At 34.8% G+C, this 18522-nt stretch carries 23 protein-coding genes; 21 read left to right on the forward strand and 2 right to left on the reverse strand.

What is annotated here, in order from left to right; all coding sequences use genetic code 11:
- The first annotated feature begins 1 nt into the window (after position 1).
- The 8 genes from ACFSUL_RS13685 (at position 2) to ACFSUL_RS13720 (ending at position 8310) form a co-directional block, all read left to right on the forward strand.
- Positions 2-1843: a diol dehydratase reactivase subunit alpha gene (locus ACFSUL_RS13685; RefSeq protein ID WP_377936292.1), complete on the forward strand. Its 1842-nt coding sequence runs from the start codon at positions 2-4 to the stop codon at positions 1841-1843.
- Positions 1836-2150, forward strand: coding sequence for a glycerol dehydratase reactivase beta/small subunit family protein (locus tag ACFSUL_RS13690; RefSeq protein WP_377936293.1), 315 nt, complete (start codon positions 1836-1838; stop codon positions 2148-2150). Before ACFSUL_RS13685 ends, ACFSUL_RS13690 begins: the two co-directional genes overlap by 8 nt.
- A 54-nt stretch (positions 2151-2204) precedes the next feature.
- A complete protein-coding gene (locus tag ACFSUL_RS13695; RefSeq protein ID WP_377936295.1) occupies positions 2205-2630 on the forward strand; it encodes a GlcG/HbpS family heme-binding protein in 426 nt (141 codons plus the stop codon).
- Between the two features lie 109 nt (positions 2631-2739).
- On the forward strand, positions 2740-4260 hold the full coding sequence (adh, locus tag ACFSUL_RS13700) for an aldehyde dehydrogenase (RefSeq protein WP_377936297.1): 1521 nt from the start codon (positions 2740-2742) through the stop codon (positions 4258-4260).
- 357 nt (positions 4261-4617) lie between these two features.
- Positions 4618-5388: a response regulator transcription factor gene (locus ACFSUL_RS13705; RefSeq protein ID WP_377936299.1), complete on the forward strand. Its 771-nt coding sequence runs from the start codon at positions 4618-4620 to the stop codon at positions 5386-5388.
- A 102-nt stretch (positions 5389-5490) separates the two neighbouring features.
- Complete coding sequence (locus tag ACFSUL_RS13710; protein ID WP_377936301.1) at positions 5491-6711, forward strand: sensor histidine kinase; 1221 nt, start codon at positions 5491-5493, stop codon at positions 6709-6711.
- A gap of 896 nt (positions 6712-7607) precedes the next feature.
- Positions 7608-8027, forward strand: a complete 420-nt coding sequence (gene fosM / locus ACFSUL_RS13715) for a FosM family fosfomycin resistance protein (RefSeq protein WP_377936303.1) — start codon at positions 7608-7610, stop codon at positions 8025-8027.
- Positions 8028-8118: 91 nt separating this feature from the next.
- Positions 8119-8310 carry a hypothetical protein gene (locus tag ACFSUL_RS13720; protein WP_377936305.1) on the forward strand — a complete coding sequence of 64 codons (192 nt, stop codon included), beginning with the start codon at positions 8119-8121 and terminating at the stop codon, positions 8308-8310.
- A 394-nt stretch (positions 8311-8704) separates the two neighbouring features.
- Here ACFSUL_RS13720 and ACFSUL_RS13725 read toward each other — a convergent pair whose 3' ends face one another.
- Both ACFSUL_RS13725 and ACFSUL_RS13730 read right to left on the reverse strand, forming a co-directional pair.
- The gene (locus tag ACFSUL_RS13725) at positions 8705-8890 is read right to left on the reverse strand and encodes a hypothetical protein (RefSeq protein ID WP_377936307.1); all 186 of its coding nucleotides are present in this window, start codon (positions 8888-8890) and stop codon (positions 8705-8707) included.
- A 360-nt stretch (positions 8891-9250) separates the two neighbouring features.
- On the reverse strand, positions 9251-9448 hold the full coding sequence (locus ACFSUL_RS13730; protein WP_071411919.1) for a hypothetical protein: 198 nt from the start codon (positions 9446-9448) through the stop codon (positions 9251-9253).
- A gap of 570 nt (positions 9449-10018) precedes the next feature.
- On the opposite strand from ACFSUL_RS13730, the gene ACFSUL_RS13735 reads away from it, so the two are divergent.
- The 13 genes from ACFSUL_RS13735 (at position 10019) to ACFSUL_RS13795 (ending at position 18515) form a co-directional block, all read left to right on the forward strand.
- The gene (locus ACFSUL_RS13735; protein WP_377936310.1) at positions 10019-10342 is read left to right on the forward strand and encodes a hypothetical protein; all 324 of its coding nucleotides are present in this window, start codon (positions 10019-10021) and stop codon (positions 10340-10342) included.
- A 188-nt stretch (positions 10343-10530) separates the two neighbouring features.
- Positions 10531-10713, forward strand: a complete 183-nt coding sequence (locus ACFSUL_RS13740; RefSeq protein ID WP_071411922.1) for a hypothetical protein — start codon at positions 10531-10533, stop codon at positions 10711-10713.
- Positions 10714-10950: 237 nt separating this feature from the next.
- Positions 10951-11148 (forward strand): ATPase, encoded by a 198-nt coding sequence (locus ACFSUL_RS13745; RefSeq protein ID WP_071411926.1) that lies wholly within the window; start codon positions 10951-10953, stop codon positions 11146-11148.
- 157 nt (positions 11149-11305) lie between these two features.
- Entirely contained in the window at positions 11306-12124 is an 819-nt protein-coding gene (locus tag ACFSUL_RS13750; protein WP_377936313.1) for a GNAT family N-acetyltransferase, read from the forward strand.
- A gap of 134 nt (positions 12125-12258) precedes the next feature.
- On the forward strand, positions 12259-12606 hold the full coding sequence (locus ACFSUL_RS13755) for a hypothetical protein (protein WP_377936315.1): 348 nt from the start codon (positions 12259-12261) through the stop codon (positions 12604-12606).
- 458 nt (positions 12607-13064) lie between these two features.
- On the forward strand, positions 13065-13334 hold the full coding sequence (locus ACFSUL_RS13760) for a GNAT family N-acetyltransferase (protein WP_377937709.1): 270 nt from the start codon (positions 13065-13067) through the stop codon (positions 13332-13334).
- A 144-nt stretch (positions 13335-13478) separates the two neighbouring features.
- Positions 13479-13982, forward strand: coding sequence for a hypothetical protein (locus tag ACFSUL_RS13765; protein ID WP_071411931.1), 504 nt, complete (start codon positions 13479-13481; stop codon positions 13980-13982).
- Positions 13983-14149: 167 nt separating this feature from the next.
- A complete protein-coding gene (locus ACFSUL_RS13770; protein WP_377936318.1) occupies positions 14150-14569 on the forward strand; it encodes a DUF4181 domain-containing protein in 420 nt (139 codons plus the stop codon).
- Positions 14570-14676: 107 nt separating this feature from the next.
- The gene (locus tag ACFSUL_RS13775) at positions 14677-15363 is read left to right on the forward strand and encodes an alpha/beta fold hydrolase (RefSeq protein WP_377936320.1); all 687 of its coding nucleotides are present in this window, start codon (positions 14677-14679) and stop codon (positions 15361-15363) included.
- A 193-nt stretch (positions 15364-15556) separates the two neighbouring features.
- Positions 15557-16102, forward strand: a complete 546-nt coding sequence (locus tag ACFSUL_RS13780) for a DinB family protein (RefSeq protein WP_377936322.1) — start codon at positions 15557-15559, stop codon at positions 16100-16102.
- A gap of 124 nt (positions 16103-16226) precedes the next feature.
- Positions 16227-16508 (forward strand): hypothetical protein, encoded by a 282-nt coding sequence (locus tag ACFSUL_RS13785; RefSeq protein WP_377936324.1) that lies wholly within the window; start codon positions 16227-16229, stop codon positions 16506-16508.
- A gap of 252 nt (positions 16509-16760) precedes the next feature.
- Positions 16761-17381 (forward strand): HAD family hydrolase, encoded by a 621-nt coding sequence (locus ACFSUL_RS13790; RefSeq protein WP_377936326.1) that lies wholly within the window; start codon positions 16761-16763, stop codon positions 17379-17381.
- An 882-nt stretch (positions 17382-18263) separates the two neighbouring features.
- Entirely contained in the window at positions 18264-18515 is a 252-nt protein-coding gene (locus ACFSUL_RS13795) for a metal-sensing transcriptional repressor (protein ID WP_377937711.1), read from the forward strand.
- The last annotated feature ends 7 nt before the right edge of the window (positions 18516-18522 follow it).

The following is an 18522-nucleotide window of genomic DNA, read 5'->3' on the forward strand; positions in this document are numbered from 1 at the left end:
GATGAGGAAACAAATAATTGCTGGAATTGATATTGGAAACTCAACGACGGAAATAGCGATTGCGGAAGTCAATGAGGAGAGAGAAACCAACTTTTTATCACAGCACCTCGTCCCTACCACCGGAGTAAAGGGGACGGTTGATAATATCAAAGGTATTTCCGTTTGCTTAAAAGAGGCTGCGGCAAAAGCTGGTATAGAGCTTTCACATATTGATTGTATTCGTATTAATGATGCTGTACCAGTAATTGGAGACTTGGCGATGGATTTAATTAGTGAAACGGTCATTACAGAATCTTCTATGATTGGTCATAACCCTGATACCCCAGGAGGAGCGGGACTTGGGGTAGGGGTGACTATCTTAATTGATCAATTACCTGAGGTACAAAGTACAGACAGCTATATCGTCGTTGTACCAAAGGCTTTTGATTATGAATGGGTAGCTCATATTATCAATAAAGCAGTTACAAGGGGAGTATCGGTAAAAGGGGCTATTGTTCAAAAAGATGACGGGACTCTTATTCATAACCGTTTAGATAAGAAAATTCCAATCGTAGATGAAGTATCGATGATTGAAAAAGTTCCTCTTCAAAAGCTTGCTGCTGTGGAAGTGGCTTTACCAGGTCATGTTATTCGGATGTTGAGTAATCCCTACGGACTAGCTACAGTTTTTCACTTGAGTCCAAAAGAGACAAAACAAATTGCAGCGGTTTCTAAATCTTTAGTGGGAAACCGTTCTGCTGTAGTTATTAGAACACCGGAAGGAGAGATAGTGGAAAGGAAAATTGAAGCCGGAAGTATGTCCCTTATTGGAGAAACAAACCAAGCTAAAATTTCTATTAATGATGGTGCCCTAGCCATTATGGAAGCCTATAAAAAAATAGGGGAATTAAAAGATGTACAAGGAGAAACAGGGACAAACGTAGGTGGAATGTTGAACGGGCTAAGGCAGGATTTAGCTGATTTAACTGGTCAAGAGATGAACGATATTTATATAACCGACTTGTTAGCTGTAGATGCAGGGATCCCTACTTCCATCAGCGGAGCGATGGCAGGAGAGCTAGCGATGGAACAAGGTGTGGCGCTTGCTTCAATGGTTAAAACAGAGAAAGTGTCTATTCAGAAGGTGTCCAATCTTTTAGAAGAACAGCTGGAAATTCCAGTAGAAGTCGGTGGAGTGGAGGCCGAAATGGCTATAATAGGTGCTCTAACTACACCAGGAACGGAACGACCAATTGTTATTTTAGATATGGGCGGAGGTTCAACAGATGCTGCCACTATTGATAAAAAAGGAAATATCAACAGCAGTCACTTGGCAGGGGCGGGAGATATGGTAACGTTGCTCATTAATTCTGAACTTGCACTTCAAGACCTTGAATTAGCTGAAAAAATTAAAAAGTACCCACTGGGGAAGGTCCTTAGTTTATTTCATATGCAACTTGAAGATGGAACAATCTTTTTCTCAGAAACACCATTCCCTCCCTATACTTATGGGAAGGTAGTGATTCGAGAAGAAGAAGGGGTAACACCTCTTCCTATTAGAACATCACTTGAAAAGGTCCGGTTAATCCGCCGAGAATCTAAAAGGAAGGTATTTGTCACAAATGCATTAAGGGCTTTGGAGAGGGTTACTCCAACTCGAAATATAAGGCATATTTCCTTCGTTGTTATGCTTGGTGGCTCTGCTTTAGATTTTGAAATTCCTCAAATGATTTCGGAAGAGTTAGCGAAATATTCCATTGTTGCCGGTTTCGCAAATATAAGGGGAAGTGAAGGACCACGCAATGCAGTCGCAACAGGGTTAATTCTTTCATCTAAGGTGGAAAAAGGAGCCATTTATGGATAATAAGCGTGTTTTTATACCTATTCTTTACGATAGCTATGTTGGAGAGGACAATCTAAAAGAAGTCTGTGCCGGACTTGAGGAAGAGAGCGTTCCTTATTTACTGAAACAAACAGACACAGTCACAGAAGCAAGTATTCCCATCCCTCTTGAAGTGAAAATAGTAGTGAAACGTGATGTGTTGAAGATTTATCATGCGAAGATTCCTTCTGGAGATCCTTATATTATAGAAAAAAGCGGAAATGAAAGATTAATAGGGAAAAATGCAGCAAGAATTGTCAAAGGTTTACCTCTTGTTGTAGAGAAGTAGACTAAATCTATAAAAAGGCTTCCCTGACTAAAAAAATCCACTTAGGAGGGTATTATGAAGCAACTTAACCTATCTTTAGCGAAAAATATGATAGAAAAAGCAGAGAAAAAGGCACAAGAAATTGGTGTACCCATGGTTATTACGATTCTTGATGACGGCGGAAATTTGATTGCAAGCCATCGAATGGACGATGCCTTATTAGTAAGTGTCGATATATCACAAAATAAAGCATGGACATCCGTTGCATTTAAAATGCCTACAGAAAATCTTGCTGAAGTAGGGGCACCAGGAGGGGAACTTTTTGGGGTTCATACGACGAATAATGGAAGAGTAGTCTTGTTTGGTGGCGGTATTCCATTGAGGGTGAGTGGAGAAATTATTGGCGGTGTAGGTGTTAGCGGTGGATCAGTCGAGCAAGATATTCAAGTGGCAGAAGCAGCAGTAGCAGAAATTGCAAATTTGGAACATCAATCATTATAAGCTAGATAATCCAAAAGAATAGATTAACAGGAAGATGTAGTTAGCGGTATCCATTATTAAAGAGAGAGCGTATAGAAAGTCTATTAATATACTAAGGGGGACAATTAAAATGACGTATAAACAGCCAAATCAACCGGGTGCTAAGGTTCATTTTAAGGAGCGTTATGAGAATTTTATCAACGGGGAGTGGACAGCACCTGTTAAGGGTGAGTATTTTGATAATGTAACGCCTGTAACAGGGAAACCTTTCTGCCAGGTTGCACGTTCTACGAAGGAAGATATTGAGATTGCACTTGATGCTGCACATGCAGCGAAAGCTTCGTGGGGGAAAACATCCGTTACAGAGCGCGCAAATATTTTAAATAAAATTGCCGATCGCATTGAAGAAAACTTAGAAATGCTTGCCGTTGCCGAAACATGGGAAAACGGAAAGGCAGTTCGGGAAACGTTAAATGCGGATTTACCGCTTGCTGTCGATCACTTCCGCTATTTTGCTGGAGCGATTCGTGCCCAAGAAGGTTCTATCGGACAAATTGATAACGATACCGTTGCCTATCATTTTCATGAGCCGATCGGAGTTGTTGGTCAAATTATTCCATGGAACTTCCCAATTTTAATGGGAGTGTGGAAGTTAGCACCAGCTCTTGCGGCAGGAAACTGTGTTGTATTAAAACCAGCAGAACAAACACCCGCGAGTATTCTCGTTTTGGTAGAATTGATCCAAGATTTATTGCCAAAAGGTGTTCTGAATGTTGTAAATGGATTTGGAGTAGAAGCAGGAAAACCGCTTGCGTCCAACCCACGAGTAAACAAAGTGGCATTTACAGGTGAGACAACAACAGGGCGTCTTATCATGCAATATGCTTCACAAAATCTCATTCCAGTAACATTAGAATTAGGTGGAAAATCACCAAATATTTTCTTTGAAGATGTGATGGATGAAGACGATGAATTTTTAGATAAAGCCATTGAAGGTTTTGTTATGTTTGCTCTTAACCAAGGGGAAGTATGTACGTGTCCGTCAAGAGCTCTCGTTCATGAGTCTATTTACGATCGTTTTATGGAAAAAGCAATTGAACGTGTAAAAGCAATTAAAGCTGGCAATCCATTGGATCCAAACGTGATGATGGGTGCACAAGCCTCTAATGAACAAATGGAGAAAATTCTTTCCTATATTGATATTGGTAAACAAGAAGGAGCAGAGTGCTTAGTTGGAGGTGCACGTAACACGCTTGAGGGTGATTTAGCTGAGGGGTATTATGTCCAACCGACCGTCTTTAAGGGAGATAATAAAATGCGTATTTTCCAAGAAGAGATTTTTGGACCTGTTCTATCCGTTACAACGTTTAAAACAGAAGAAGAAGCGCTTGAAATTGCTAATGACACGCTATACGGATTAGGTGCTGGTGTGTGGTCTCGTAATATGAACACAGCGTATCGCTTCGGACGTGAAATTGAAGCAGGTCGTGTCTGGACAAATTGTTATCACCAATATCCTGCACACGCAGCATTTGGGGGCTACAAAATGTCTGGTGTCGGACGTGAGAACCATAAAATGATGCTTGATCATTATCAGCAGACAAAGAACTTGCTTGTAAGCTACAGTCCTCAAAAATTAGGATTCTTTTAAAAAATAGCGAGCGGAAAACGGTAGAAAGTATTTTGCTCCGCATTAACGAGAAGTAAAATCCATACTGATTGAAGTTGACTTTATATTAAGTTTGTCCTTCCTTACGAATTGTCTAGAATACTCTAAGGGAGGACTTTTTACATTGCGTTCATCCAAAAGGGATGTTTCTAGTAGAACGATCATATCGGTACTAGAAACATAGTAGTATAGCAAGTTTAAGTTAATAGAATATAAAATAAGCTCAAGTAGTAAGGTCACTGATAGGATGCAATGGCAAGTATAAAAAGAAAAATGAAAGGGTTCTCATATAAACTTAACTTATAATCGTATATAATTATAAGTGGAGGTGTTCGGGTATTGAAGGTATTGATTGTTGATGATGAACCATTAGAGAGAGAAGTGTTAATGGATATTGCGAAAAAGAGTGATTTAGGAATTGTGGAGTGTATAGAAGCGGAAAATGGAGCTGACGCTGTTGAAACCATAAATAAAGGCTGCATTGATATCGTAGTGATGGATATAAGAATGCCGGTGATGGATGGGATTACAGCTGCAAAATTAATGAAACAAGACTTTCCTAGTCTAAAAATCGTATTTTTAACAGCCTATAATGAGTTCGACTATGCATTGCAAACAATAAAAATAGGGGTAGAAGACTTTTTATTAAAACCAGTCCGACCGGAAGAATTTATCCAAACTTTAGAAAAAGTAACGACAAATCTAGAAACGGATTCAGTAGATAGGAAATTGCCCCCCCAATCAAACAGTATGGTAGATTCAGTCATCGAGTATATAGATGAACATTTAGAAGATAAGTTGACATTACAACAACTAGCAGACTATGTTTATCTTCACCCCCAATACCTTAGCCGTCTATTTAAACAAGAAAAAGGAATAACGATTACAGAGTTTATTACAATGAAACGTATCGAGAAAGCAAAAAGTTTATTAATAAGCACACAAGAGTCTATTACTGATATTAGTGAAAAATGTGGTTTTACCGATCTTAACTATTTTTCTAGAGTCTTTAGTAAAATAGAGGGGATCTCTCCCAAAAAGTATAGACAGTACGAACAAACGTTAAGAAAAGAAAAGAAAAATCAACACTATTTCAACAGAATTATGTAGTATAGCGTGAAGAAACCAAAGTGCTCTCGATAGAAGGACCTTGAACATTACACCTTTCTATAAATAAATCTGAATATTCAGCTAACTGGAGGGTTAATCACAATGAAAAAATTATCTGATTTGGTAGATATAAAAAAACTTCAAGAAATACAAGATAAGTTTGCGGATGCTACCAATGTTGCAGTCCTTATTTGTGATGCTAATGGTGTTCCGCTAACTAAAGCAAGTAACTTTACTAGTTTTTGCACCTACGTTCGTTCTTCTTCGGAAGGATTAAGACGTTGTATTCTTTCAGATGAAAATGTTGGTAAGATGGCAGCAGCCAACAAACGCCCCGTTATTCATCGTTGTCATGCTGGTTTAGTAGATTTTGCTGCTCCCATTATTCTGAGAGAAGAATATTTAGGATCGATACTTTGTGGACAAGTAGTAATGGAAGAACACGAGCTAGAGAGCATTGAAGATAATAGAATGAACTTATTGGAACTAGATCTACATCAAACTGAATTAGCTTCTCAATTTAAGAAGCTAAAACACAAACGTAAAAGTCATGTCAAAGCTATTGCAGATCTTCTTTTTGTTACTGCAAATCATATTGTAGAAATTGGCGATGCTTATTTGACCAAAGAAGAATTAGCTAATAAAAACGAAAAGTTAATAAAAGAATTACAGCTTCGTTCTCTTTTAGAAAAGAACTTAAAGGAAACACAACTTAAAGTTCTTCAATCCCAAGTGAATCCCCACTTTTTGTTTAACACGTTGAACACTATTTCCCGTATTGCTTACCTTGAACAGGCGGAGCAATCTCAACATGTTACCTATTTACTAGCAAAGATTTTAAGGTACAGCCTAAGAAACATTGACCAACTCGTTTCCTTAGAGGAGGAAATGGACCATGTCCGAAGTTATATGGTCATCCAACAGACCCGTTATCGTGACAAAATTGATATGACAGTTGAAATAGATAAAAACTTAAAACAAAAAAATATACCTATCTTTACGATACAACCAATTGTAGAAAATGCAATTGTTCATGGATTTGAGCCAGCTGGAAAGCCTATTAACGTTTCTATAAAAGTTTATAAGGAAAAGGAGAAAATGAAAATAGATATTTTTGATGACGGAGTTGGTATAGAAGAGGCCCCTTCTACTACGCATTCCTTATTCCCTACCTCAAAACAAAAAAGCCATACGACAGGTATAGGCTTAGAAAATGTCGATAAGCGTATAAAACACTACTTTGGTAATCAGTGGGGAATAACTAAAATAAAAAGGAGAGAGTGCGGAGGTACATTGGTTCAAATCGATTTCCCAATAAAGTAACTATTCTCAAACGATAAATAAACCACTTATCCGGAATATTTACAGCCTTGTCTAGAAAATAAACACTAATTTAAATAAAACAGAGATAGCTAAAAGGTTAGGATGTGGAAATTCCATGATCCATAAGCATATCCAAACTGCGTTTGATAAAATAAGAAAATTAGAAAGTGTTTCTTGAATAAAGAGTTTCGAGAATGTCCATCCTTTGTATTCTGTGTTAGGATGGAAGCGATGGAAAATTGAAAAAATTACAAAGGAACAAGAGCGTTAGCTGAAGATAGATGCTACTCGTTCTTATACATACTTACGACGCTGTTCAAGGGGGGGAAAGAAAATAGTAAATGTACCAAACTTTTCAGAGGTAAAGAAACTAAAACTATTTGTTCATGCATTGTTAATAGGCGTTTTATTAACTTTAGTTAGTCTAATTGTTAATGATGTTATTTCAATAGTTTTTCATAAAAGAATTACATTGAATTTATTTTTTATTAATTTAATAGTAGTTTTTTGGATTTTGCGAGCAATGCAAAATATAAACTACCAAAAATGATGAATTTGTGTTTAGTAAAATAAAGTGTCTTCCTATTGAAGAGACGTATTAGCACAACAACGGAGATCGTCAATAGGGCGGTCTTTTTTAATGGAACAGCATAATTCAAATACTGTTAAACCTTCACTCAACATGACATATTAGATTTTGTTATATTCATAGTTGAATTGGTCCCATGTGATTTCAAGCCCTGGTGGATAAAGTTAGTGTTCTCCTCTTCCTGATAGGTATATTTACGGCGAATTAGCGCACTGATTTTCGCAACAAGGGTATCCAGTCCAAAGAGATTTTGGGAAAAATAGCTTACTTAAACGAAAGATACTAATTTTTTGAGGTGATAAAGGTGTTGATAAAAGGGCTTAATCATTTTTTGTTCTCAGTATCTAATTTAGAAAAGTCTATTGAGTTTTACAAAAATGTATTTGATGCTAAATTGTTAGTAAAGGGTAGAAGCACTGCCTATTTTGATTTAAATGGAATGTGGCTTGCTCTCAATGTGGAGAAAGATATACCTCGTAATGAAATAAACCAATCATACACACATATCGCTTTTTCCATTGAAGAAGCAGACTTTAATAAAATGTACGAGAAACTAAGCGGATTGAATGTGAAGATCTTGTCAGGTCGCCCGAGGGATGAGAGAGATAAAAAGTCTATTTACTTTACTGATCCAGATGGTCATAAATTTGAATTTCATACAGGCACATTGCAAGATAGATTGGATTATTACAAACAAGAGAAACCACATATGGAATTTTTCGATTAGAAGGATTTTTCCATTTACCTGCCCCATCTGTTGAACCTATTGTACGAAAGTAGCGGGTTAGGAAAATAATTCGCAAAAAAAGGGATAGAAAATGGATTTATTATTTTGGATAACTGTTGGTTTCATCATAATCGGATTTGGTGTTCTCATTTTTATAAAAAGAAATATGGAAAGGAACAAAAGTTCAACTCCCCAATCTGTAGTTTGGTGGATAGTGGGAACCACCGTTTGGGGAGTAGTGCGTATGATTCTTATTGTGTGGTGGTTTAATAACGCTTTTTAGAGGGAAGTAGTTCATTTTTGTGAAGAAATTTACGTAAACAAACGGCTAATGATAAAGCAAATCGCAACAAATAAAAGGAGGGAACTGTAATTAAACACTTTAAAAATAAGTTATATTGGATACTCATGCCCCCATTTTTATTAACTACAATATTATTGATTATCTTTCTACCTAACGAATATAAGCAATATTCATTTTTAGCAATTATCGCCTTTTGGATTGTATATTATAGCTGGAATATTTACGCAAAAAAGAAGAAAAACCGTAAAAATGTTGAGAAGGCTTATTAAGTTAAGGGTGCTTTTCTTAAAATAGGGATTATACCATTGTTCTGCTGAAGTAGCAGAATAGTTAAATATCAGCACACGATTAAAGTCCCTTTTATAGAGGGGTCCTATGTTTTTGGCTCACGATGTTTATATTTAATTCGTTTGATTGTAGGAAAATCTTTAATTTCTTCACGACCTATTAAATATGGATGGATACCGAATGTTAAAGTATCTGTACCGAGTGTTTCATGGTTTTTTAGATCCCCTTTATAAACATTAACCGTTACTTTAACAACCCTTGTTCTTTCCATTTGTCAAAATACTTTTGATAACCCATTTCCTCCGAAGTCATAGTGTATTGCGTATTTTCCAATTTAAAAGTATGAGGTCCAGACAAGGCTTCATAGCTTGGATTTCCTTCTACATCTCCGAAGAGCGTTTCAAATGTATTCACATCCACCGAATGTGTTGTTCCAGTCTCGTCAGTTAATCAACCTCTCCCTGTTCTGTATGCCCCTTACACATCAAACCTGCTTTATTTAAAGGCAAATACAATTGATTCATACACAATCTCTACTCCTCTTAAAAATTCATTAGCTATTTCCTTCAATAGGAAAAGTGCGTTCTCTTCCTTGAAGGAATGCACCTAATACTTAAAAACGAAGTAATTACTATTCATTGGCTTTATCCTTCGCTTTTTTAATATACATCATTATTCCAGATACAATAAGTACCCCTATGAGGCATACTACAATTACACTAACCAAAAGTTGCCAATCTACCTCCTCATTTCTCCATAAACTCATTGTGAATACTGCTATAATGACACCAATAATCCACGTTATACAAAATTTTAATGTGCTTTTCACTATTACCCCTCCAAATACTTGAAGTGATTTATACCCTGTAAATGAATTAGGCTTCTGTTACGTTTCAATATTTCAATAATTTTTTTCTTACTCCACTAACCTACCTCGTACTTTCAGTGCAATGTTTCACCATCTTTATATTCTTTTTAACATAAAACCCCAATAAACCTTTCGAAAATAGGAAAAATTCATTATTAGCATTAGAAATAACGTTTAAAATAACATATAGCATTTAACACTCGTTTTAACACATTAATTGCAAGCTGTACATAAATCTATGTACCTTCGTTAAAAAGGTTGCTATTTGTAATGTAAATTCAAGTGTTCAAAACTAATAAATGTTGTCATATCAATAAAATAGGAGTACGAAACGCTATGCAATTTGTACTCCTATTTAGTGTGTTATTTATTGTTTTCTCTCCCAGAACTGAACCCATTGTTCCGCTAAAGACACAGGATTGTTAAAGAAATAGATATACTCTCTGCTTTTTTTAGCTTACATTTTTCGGAAAATTTGAAACCTTAAGGAGATATAGTACGTAAATAAATGGTATATAGGAGGGGGAATTAATGAGGAAAGCTTTTGTAGTTATTGTAACGATGTTAATAGAGGGTGGCTTATTATGGGGTGTATCTGAGATTTTCCAATGGAACCTGATGGAGATATTATTTTTAGGTGGATTATTGATATTCGGGGTAATATGGCTATTTGTGTTTTATACCAATCAAATACATAACGAAATAAATGTAGGTGCAAAAGGCTGGACTGGACAGGATGCTGGGGGAATAAAACTATTCCAATTTCGTTTATCGCCCATTACTTTAGGAATTGTCTTGTTTATGGTGTTAAGTTTCTGTTTGACTATCTTTTACTACGCTGATTATTTTATCTAAACTTGAAAATAGTTGATTTATTTATTAGATCATGGCTGTTTTCGCAAAGTTTGTTGTTTTCGGCGGTAGACAATGGACCGTTCCTTTCCGCTACAATCAACTCAGTAGATCTAACCTAGTTATTAGCTAAAAAGCAACAATCTTTACGAAAGCAGCCTATAAATAAAATGCATGAAAGGAGTTCAAATATGGCTAGTTCCTTTTTATTTATTATTGCCATGGCATCTATAGTTATATGGATTGTGCAATCCCAAGAGCTTATGAAATCTTCAAAAGAACAGGATGGAGGCAAAATAGTAATTTTAACATCAGCAGGTACCTTATTAACAGTAGTTCTGACTATTTCACTTTTTCAAAATATCCCGTTTTAAAAATAGTAGCATATAAAATAATGATGTGAAGAAATGTACTCGAAGTAACCGGATGTTAGTTGAGTAGCAATCAAATAGTTATTTTAAGGTGCTTTAATTATTTTCTTGACTCTTAATAAAATCTCCTCATTGGGGTGGTTAGAGTGGTTATTTATGGTTTCTTATGACTTAACCTAGACTAAGGAAAAAATCAATATTCTTCTGTTAAACGAGTACATTAGCTGAGGAGGTGGAGGTGTGAGCAAGTCCTTTTGGATCCCGTTAATAGCATCATTTGGAACAATAATACTACTTTATATAATAGGCTTTATTGCGGATATAGATATTTTTGTATTTAAAATATCCCCTTCGTATACTGAGATTTCTTTCTTGCCAATCATTATTGGTTTTTTGGTAGGAATTATTAGTGAACGAATGATAAAATACAAATCTTAAAAAATAGGAATACTAATTTTTTCTTGTGTGAACGGAGGTTTTTCTTAAAATAGGAAGTGTCCTCTTGTTCAACTAAAGGGACAGGGTCAGTTTAAGAAGAGGATATAGTTGTCGCAATGTTAAATGTACAAATTATATATAGTTGGAGAGTGACAATGTGAGCTTAGTTGTGAATAGAGAATTAGCTGTTCAGTTGGAGGATTCAGAAATTGAAACTTTGAGTTCTCGACTAACAGCAATTCAAAAAATGCAAGGGAACCCAATGAGTGTAGAAATGCAAAAGTTTGGGAACGCAACAGCATTTTCGGTAAAGAACATACCAGGTCCATCTTTCAATACGGTAAAAGGGTTAAGAGAAGGCGATGAAAAACAAATAGATAAGATAATAGATTTTTACAAGCAAAAAGAGATCCCAGTTCGCTTTGAACTAACTCCCGCTCATACTTCTTCAGAATTACTAACCTGCCTAAGTGAAGCTGGTTATTATCATAATGATTTTCATACAACTCTTTATGCTTCACTCTCTAATGACTTAGAAACGAGTTATGAATTAAATGAACCAAAAATCACGATCCGCGAGTTAAAAAGAAACGAATTTACTACTTTTGCGGAAATCTACACAAAAGGTTTCCAAATGCCAACATTTTTAAAAAGTGGAGTAGCACAAAACAATGAAATACTGTATAACATTAAAAATTGGACATTTTATCTAGCAAGCTATGAAAATGAACCTGTTGGGATAGGAACTTTGTTTATAAAAGGCCGTACAGCTACTCTAGCCGCTGCGGCAACTTTACCGAATATAAGAAATAAAGGAATCCAAAGTGCATTAATAAAGCATCGTATCTACCAAGCAAGTTTACAGAAATGTAATTTAATTGTGGGACAAGCAAAATTTGGCTCCGTCAGTCAAAATAATATGGAAAGAGCGGGATTGAATATAGCTTATACAAAGGCAATATGGATTAAAAAGTAAGATCGTTATTCAAGGGGGCAATTCTTCAATAAACAGGGGTAGCTCTTTTTCTTATAGAAGTAAAGTAAGCAGATTAGTCGAACGAAGAAATCATAATTCAGATTATAGATTTAGTACAATCGAGCAGGAAATGGGTGTCTCATTTGTTAAATAAAAAAAGGATAGTTGTAACAGGAATTATTATGGTTGTATTTCTAATAGCTATTATGGTCCTTACTACTCCTAATAAGGATGAATTTAATAGAAGGGTATTAAAGGAGAATGGAATTGTTTGTGTCGATGAAGGTAGGAATGAAGGGTGTACAAAAGACAATCAGCTAATATGGAGTAGTTCTTCTCATTTCAAAGATGTTGGCATTTTTGCCTCTTATGAAAAGAACTTTGAATTTGAGAACGGTAAGCAAATAACTTCTAGAACCCTTGGCATTTTCAGTAATCTTTTTACGATGAAGGATGGAAAAGTTTGGGGGATATTAAACTAAGAGTATTATTAAACAAATGAAGTGCGATTGCTGAACTACGAGCAATCGTTTTTTACTAACGAGATAGGATTGTTAAAAAAGGGGAAATACAAACTGAGATACTGGAAAGATTTAAATTATAAAGAAAGAGCATTAAGACTGTTTTATCCTACCGTTATCCCTGCATTAGCTATATTAGTACCTGACTTCCCTGTTGGACTTTATGTGGTTGGTATTGTTGCAATGTGTGTAGGTATAGCATATAACTTTATAAAGCATTTAAGTTATAAAAGATAAACTATTATTCCATTAAGGGTGAGATTGCTGAACAAGGAGTAGTCACTTTTTACTAACGGGAGACTAGTGAAACATTTTAGAAGTTAATTCGTAAATGTAGTAATAGATTTTGAGGAAGTAAGAAAATAGAAATTCAAGCCAAAGCATTTGATGAAGATGGAGTCTTAGGAATAGTAACGGAAATTGGTTACTGGTTGGGAGATAGATTCATAGGAAAAGGATTGGCAACAAAGGCAGTAAAACAATTTATTGACCATTCATTTAATGATTTAGATTTGAGAAAAATTGAAATAAACGTTGCAAGTGAAAATTTAAAAAGTAGGGCAATACCAGAAAGACTTGGCTTTACACAAGAAGGCACTATTCGTAATTATGAATACTTAAATGGTGCGTATCACGATAGGGTCATCTATGGTTTATTAAAAGAAGAGTGGAATTTAACGGATATTTAATTCAGTTCTTATTGATCTAACCGGTGCAAAAGCTGAAGATCGTCCAATTAATCTCCAGCTTTTCTTTATTCCATAATCGGTCAGTGTTGTTGGAAATTGAAACTAAACTGTGCCGTAAATGTAAGTTATTTAAGGGGGACGAGTATGAAGAGGATAATTATTTTATTATGTAGTTTATTGATGGTGGCTTGCTCCAATCAGCACACCTTTGATCTGCCTTTAAATGAATATCCTCAAACTTTTCACCAAGAAGTCAGTAAGTTGCCGAAAGATATTCAAGAAAAAATGAAGGTGCCAACAAAATTTCCATTTGAGGTAAAGTTCTTCAGGTTTTCTGTATCACCTGAAGTGAAGAATGGAAGTGTCTTATTTACCTCTGTGGAGTACGAACCTGTTGATGCGGAACTTAGCGATAAGATAAATATGACTATTACCACATACTATGATGATGAACTTAGTACAGGTGAAACCATCGAGTTAAGTGATGGAACAGAAGTAGTTATTAAAAATAATAGGGAAGAATTAAAAGAAATAGAGTGGTCTGACCAAAAGAATGTCCGACACACTTTAGCAGTAATGCACAAAGATATTGACATTAGTATTGAACAACTCAAGAATATGGCTAATTCAATAAAAGAGGTAAAATAATTCAAAAATATAGCGAAGATAATAATGTCTTCTTCAATTAAAGGGAATTTTTCTTAAAATAGGAATTGTACCTTTTTCCGCTAAAGAAGCGGGATTGTTGAAAGGAAGCCAAACTATTTAACTGGGAAATTCTAATATGTGTTAGTAAGGGGGGGGGAAGCCGTTTTATGAGTGACTTTTGGTTGAAATTTTTTCTGTTTTTATTGATTTATGGACTACTGATATTTTTCTTTAATAGGGTAATGAGAAAGTGGTTTAAAGTTAAAAAGAAGAAGCTGTCCTCATATAACCATTTAAATAAAAAACATAAAAACGTAGATTGGATTATTAGGATCACTTTCGTTATCTTAATAATCGTTGGAGGTTTTTATAACGCTATTCAGAATCCACTAGAGAGGATTTGGTTCTTAGAAACTCATATCGTGGTTTTTGCGTTCATTCTTGCATCTGAAACGGTTAGAGCTGTTATGGAGAAAAGATATGCAGAAAATAGAAATGATTATAAATATACACTTTCTCAGTTAGGCTTTATTTCATTGTCATTACTATTAATCTTTACCACTAATTTTTTTGGCGTATTTAATTGACTAAATATTCTTAATGGGAATTTCGTAAAATAACCTGTTCTGTTAAAGGAGGAGGTTAGTATAAGAAGAACTATGTTATATGTATTGATATGTAAGGGGAGATATTTATGGGGAGATTATATTTTTTACACGGATTTATGGGGACAAGTGGGTCACACTTTTCAAGTCAAATATCATCTTTAGAAGAAAACAATGAACTTATCTTACTTGATTTACCTGGGCATGGTAATTCAGAAGAGATGGCTATGGATGATTATTTTGAAAATGCTTTACAATGGGTAATATCACAAATCAAACAACGAGGACAAGGATATATTGTCGGTCTTTCTTTAGGAGCATCATTAGCCGTTCATATTGCTAAGAGAGAGCCTAGTTTAGTAAAAGGTATTATATTAACTGGTTACTCACCGTTTATACCAGATGAATTAAAGGATATTATGGAAAATCAATATGATTACTTTTTAAACATTGAAGAAAATGATATAAACATCGCAAACCATTTTAAAAATGTTCACGGTGAAAAATGGTTTGATACGTTGAAAAAGGTTCTTTATACTATGACATTTAATTACCCTTCAATTACAGATAAAGATTTGGAAAATTTAATAGTTCCAACATTAGTGTTAAATGGTAGTAAAGATTTTCACGAGGTTGAGGCAGCAACTTACATAAAAGGGAAAAATAAAGAGATTGAAATTGGATTAATTCCAAATGCGGGGCATACAGCAAATATTGACCAACCAGATGTTTATAATCTTTTAGTTAAAGAATTTATAAATATTACAATGAACTAAGGTTAATCTTTTTCAAGTAACGAGTGCTTGAGTTAAACAAGATGATCGTCAGTCGCGGCGATCCTTTTTCTTTTGGATTTAAAAAAGGTAGTTGGGATTTTATGTTAAAATTAGCATGGGATCATTGTACGAATGAAGTAGGATTTTTTAATAAAAAGGTATATTTTATATGGTAATTAAGGGGGGAGTGATCATGGACACATTTAATAAATTTGAAGAACATAAGACATTTAAAATTGGGGATATTCATGGATATTCACCACAAATAGGGCAGTTGGTTTCTATGATGAATTATGCTAGGTTTACGACATTAAATGCTATCAAAGGATTAACGGTTAAACAATTGGATTATTTGCCAAATAAAGATGGTAATTCAATTGGTGCATTATTGTTACATATGGCTGCTGTTGAATTTGGATTCCAAGTTGAGCTATTCGATAAGAGAAAGCCTAATCAACAAGAGAGTGAAGAATGGGGAGCTGCTTATCAACTTGGTGACTTAGGAAGAAATCAGATTAAAGGTAATCCCTTAGCGTTTTATATTGGGAAATTGGAAAAGGTTCGTAGTAGAACCTTAGAAGAGTTTAAAAAAAGAAATGACGAGTGGTTATACGAAGAAGCAATTTGGGATAACAATTTATCTAATAATTATTTTATATGGTTCCATACCTTCGAAGATGAAGTCAACCATAGAGGACAAATTAGGCTGTTAAAAAAGATGCTACCGTCTCACTTATAAATTGATTGGGGTGATGATGGAATAATTTGATTTTTTAACAAATATGTAGCCTTACTGAAACAACAGTACTGTTCTTTTGTTCTTGAAGTATAGGAATGGTGAAGCTACAAATTTGGAGGGAATTATGAAGAATTTATATCGTTACGGGTTTCTTATATTCACAACAAGCCTTACCATAATAGGATTTTTAAGACTACTAAATAGTGTTGAAAATGGTCAAGATTCGGCAAATGAATACCTACGTTCAATGGGTGGAAGTATGGACTCAAGTAATTTCCGAATTATAACGGAAGGGTATATCCTATCTAATATCACATTAGGTGGAATTATGTTTTTTGTAGGACTTACATTTTTTTGTGTTTCTGTTTACAAACTCTTTAAAGATTTTAACGAACGAGGTGCTTGAGTTAAACAATAAACGCACTGACCTTTTAAGGTGAACCAACTGAATAACCGAAGTCTTAGACTCTTTATTTTTCGCTGTTTTTTAAAAGATTATCGCTTTTAACAACAGTTGAAAATACAGAGTGGATTGGAGCGGAAAGGAACTGACCATTCCCCACAAACAACCAACTTTATGAAAATAGCCCTATTTTTCCCAACAACCGGACGAACTAAACTTTTTATAAAAACAGAAATTGAGAGGAGAGAGTTAATAATGGATAGTATTATTTTTGATTTAGATGGAACATTATGGGACCCTACAGATACTGTGTCGATTGCGTGGAATAAAGTAATGAAGCAAAATAAGCAAGTAAAAAACGAAATAACGAAGAGAGACCTTAAAGGTACAATGGGTCTCCAGGTGAAAGAAATAGGTGAAAAACTGTTTCCTTACTTAGATGAGGAAACACGAGAAAAGCTATTAAGCGATTGTTGTGGAGTGGAGAACCAATATTTAAGCGAGCAAGGTGGTAGTTTGTATGAAAATATGGAAGAGGTCCTAAAAGCCTTATCACAAAAATATAAGCTTTATATAGTAAGTAATTGTCAAGATGGATATATTGAAGCTTTTTATAAGTATCACAAACTAGATAAATATTTTTTAGATTATGAGAATCCGGGAAGAACAGGCCTTTCAAAAGGGGAAAATATAAGGTTAATCATAGAAAGAAATAATTTAACAGGCCCCGTCTATATTGGAGATACTGAAGGTGACCATAAAGCAGCAAAGTATGCTGAAATTCCTTTTGTCTACGCAAGGTATGGATTTGGAGAAGTGAAAGATTATGATTATGCCATCGATACATTTAGTGAACTATTAGAAATGTTTAAGTAGTTTAATGGCACAACGGGCGAGTACTTTTTGTAAATAAAATTAAGTTGAGAATAGCTACGGAACAAGATCTTGATAAAACATCGAAATTTGATAAAAAAGTGCTGTGCTTATTAAAGTAGTGTGTAGCGATGGTGCAGGGCCATGTGCATAACAATACTAAATATTTGTTTCACAAACGTCTGCCATCTGAAGTATTATTTTTGGAGATGACAAACAAAGATGCAAGGAGAAACAAGACTACCTAGAAGCGGAAAAAAGTTTGTGCTATTTTTAGATATATGTAAATGCGTAAAACACAGCCGACAAATTTGTGTCTAGTGCAAAGTGTTCCTCAAAAATAAAACTTCTTATATAGCCGGCTGATTTTATTAAAAAATCAACCGGCTTTTTAGTGCCATAAAAGCGTAAGTGTTGAACCAATAATTGCGATTGCTGAAGAAAAAGGCAGTCGCTTTCTTCTTGCTAAAGTTACTAATTTTGTTTCCACCATGTTTTTAACATCCTGTTCTAAATCGAATCGTTATATTAGGGGAATTTAAACCGGTAAAATTAGTTATGGAAGAAAGGAAAACTAGTAGTTGAATATCTTTTAACTAGGCTGTTTTCGTAAAGTTTGTTGCTTTTTAACGGAAATCAACGGGCTAAATGTATAAGTAAAAACAACAATCTACGAGAAAAGAGCCTTTAACTATTAATAAGGACAACCCCATTACATACACTATGGGGGTATTGCTGTAAATTACAACGTACATTTGTAACTTTCCACGCTTGACATTTTATACTGTAGGGGGGTATAGTATATTTATAAAAGAAAAGGAAGTGATTCGTTTGGAAGAAAAATGCTTACATGATCACCCGAGTACACCGAGAACTAAAGAGGAAATGGATAAAATTATAAACCGCTTAAAACGAATAGAAGGTCAAGTTCGTGGTGTACAGAAAATGGTAGAAGATGATCGATATTGTATAGATATTTTAGTTCAGATTAGTGCGATTCAATCTGCATTAAAAAGCGTAGGGTTCTCTGTAACTGAACGGCATATAAACCATTGTGTTAGTGATGCCATATTGAAAGGGGAAGGGAAAGAATCTATTGAAGAATTAATGAATGTCATGAAGCAGTTTTCCAAGTAAGGGGGGG

It is taken from the genome of Bacillus seohaeanensis, assembly GCF_042684945.1.
GTDB classification, from domain to species: Bacteria; Bacillota; Bacilli; order Bacillales; family Bacillaceae_B; genus Rossellomorea; species Rossellomorea seohaeanensis.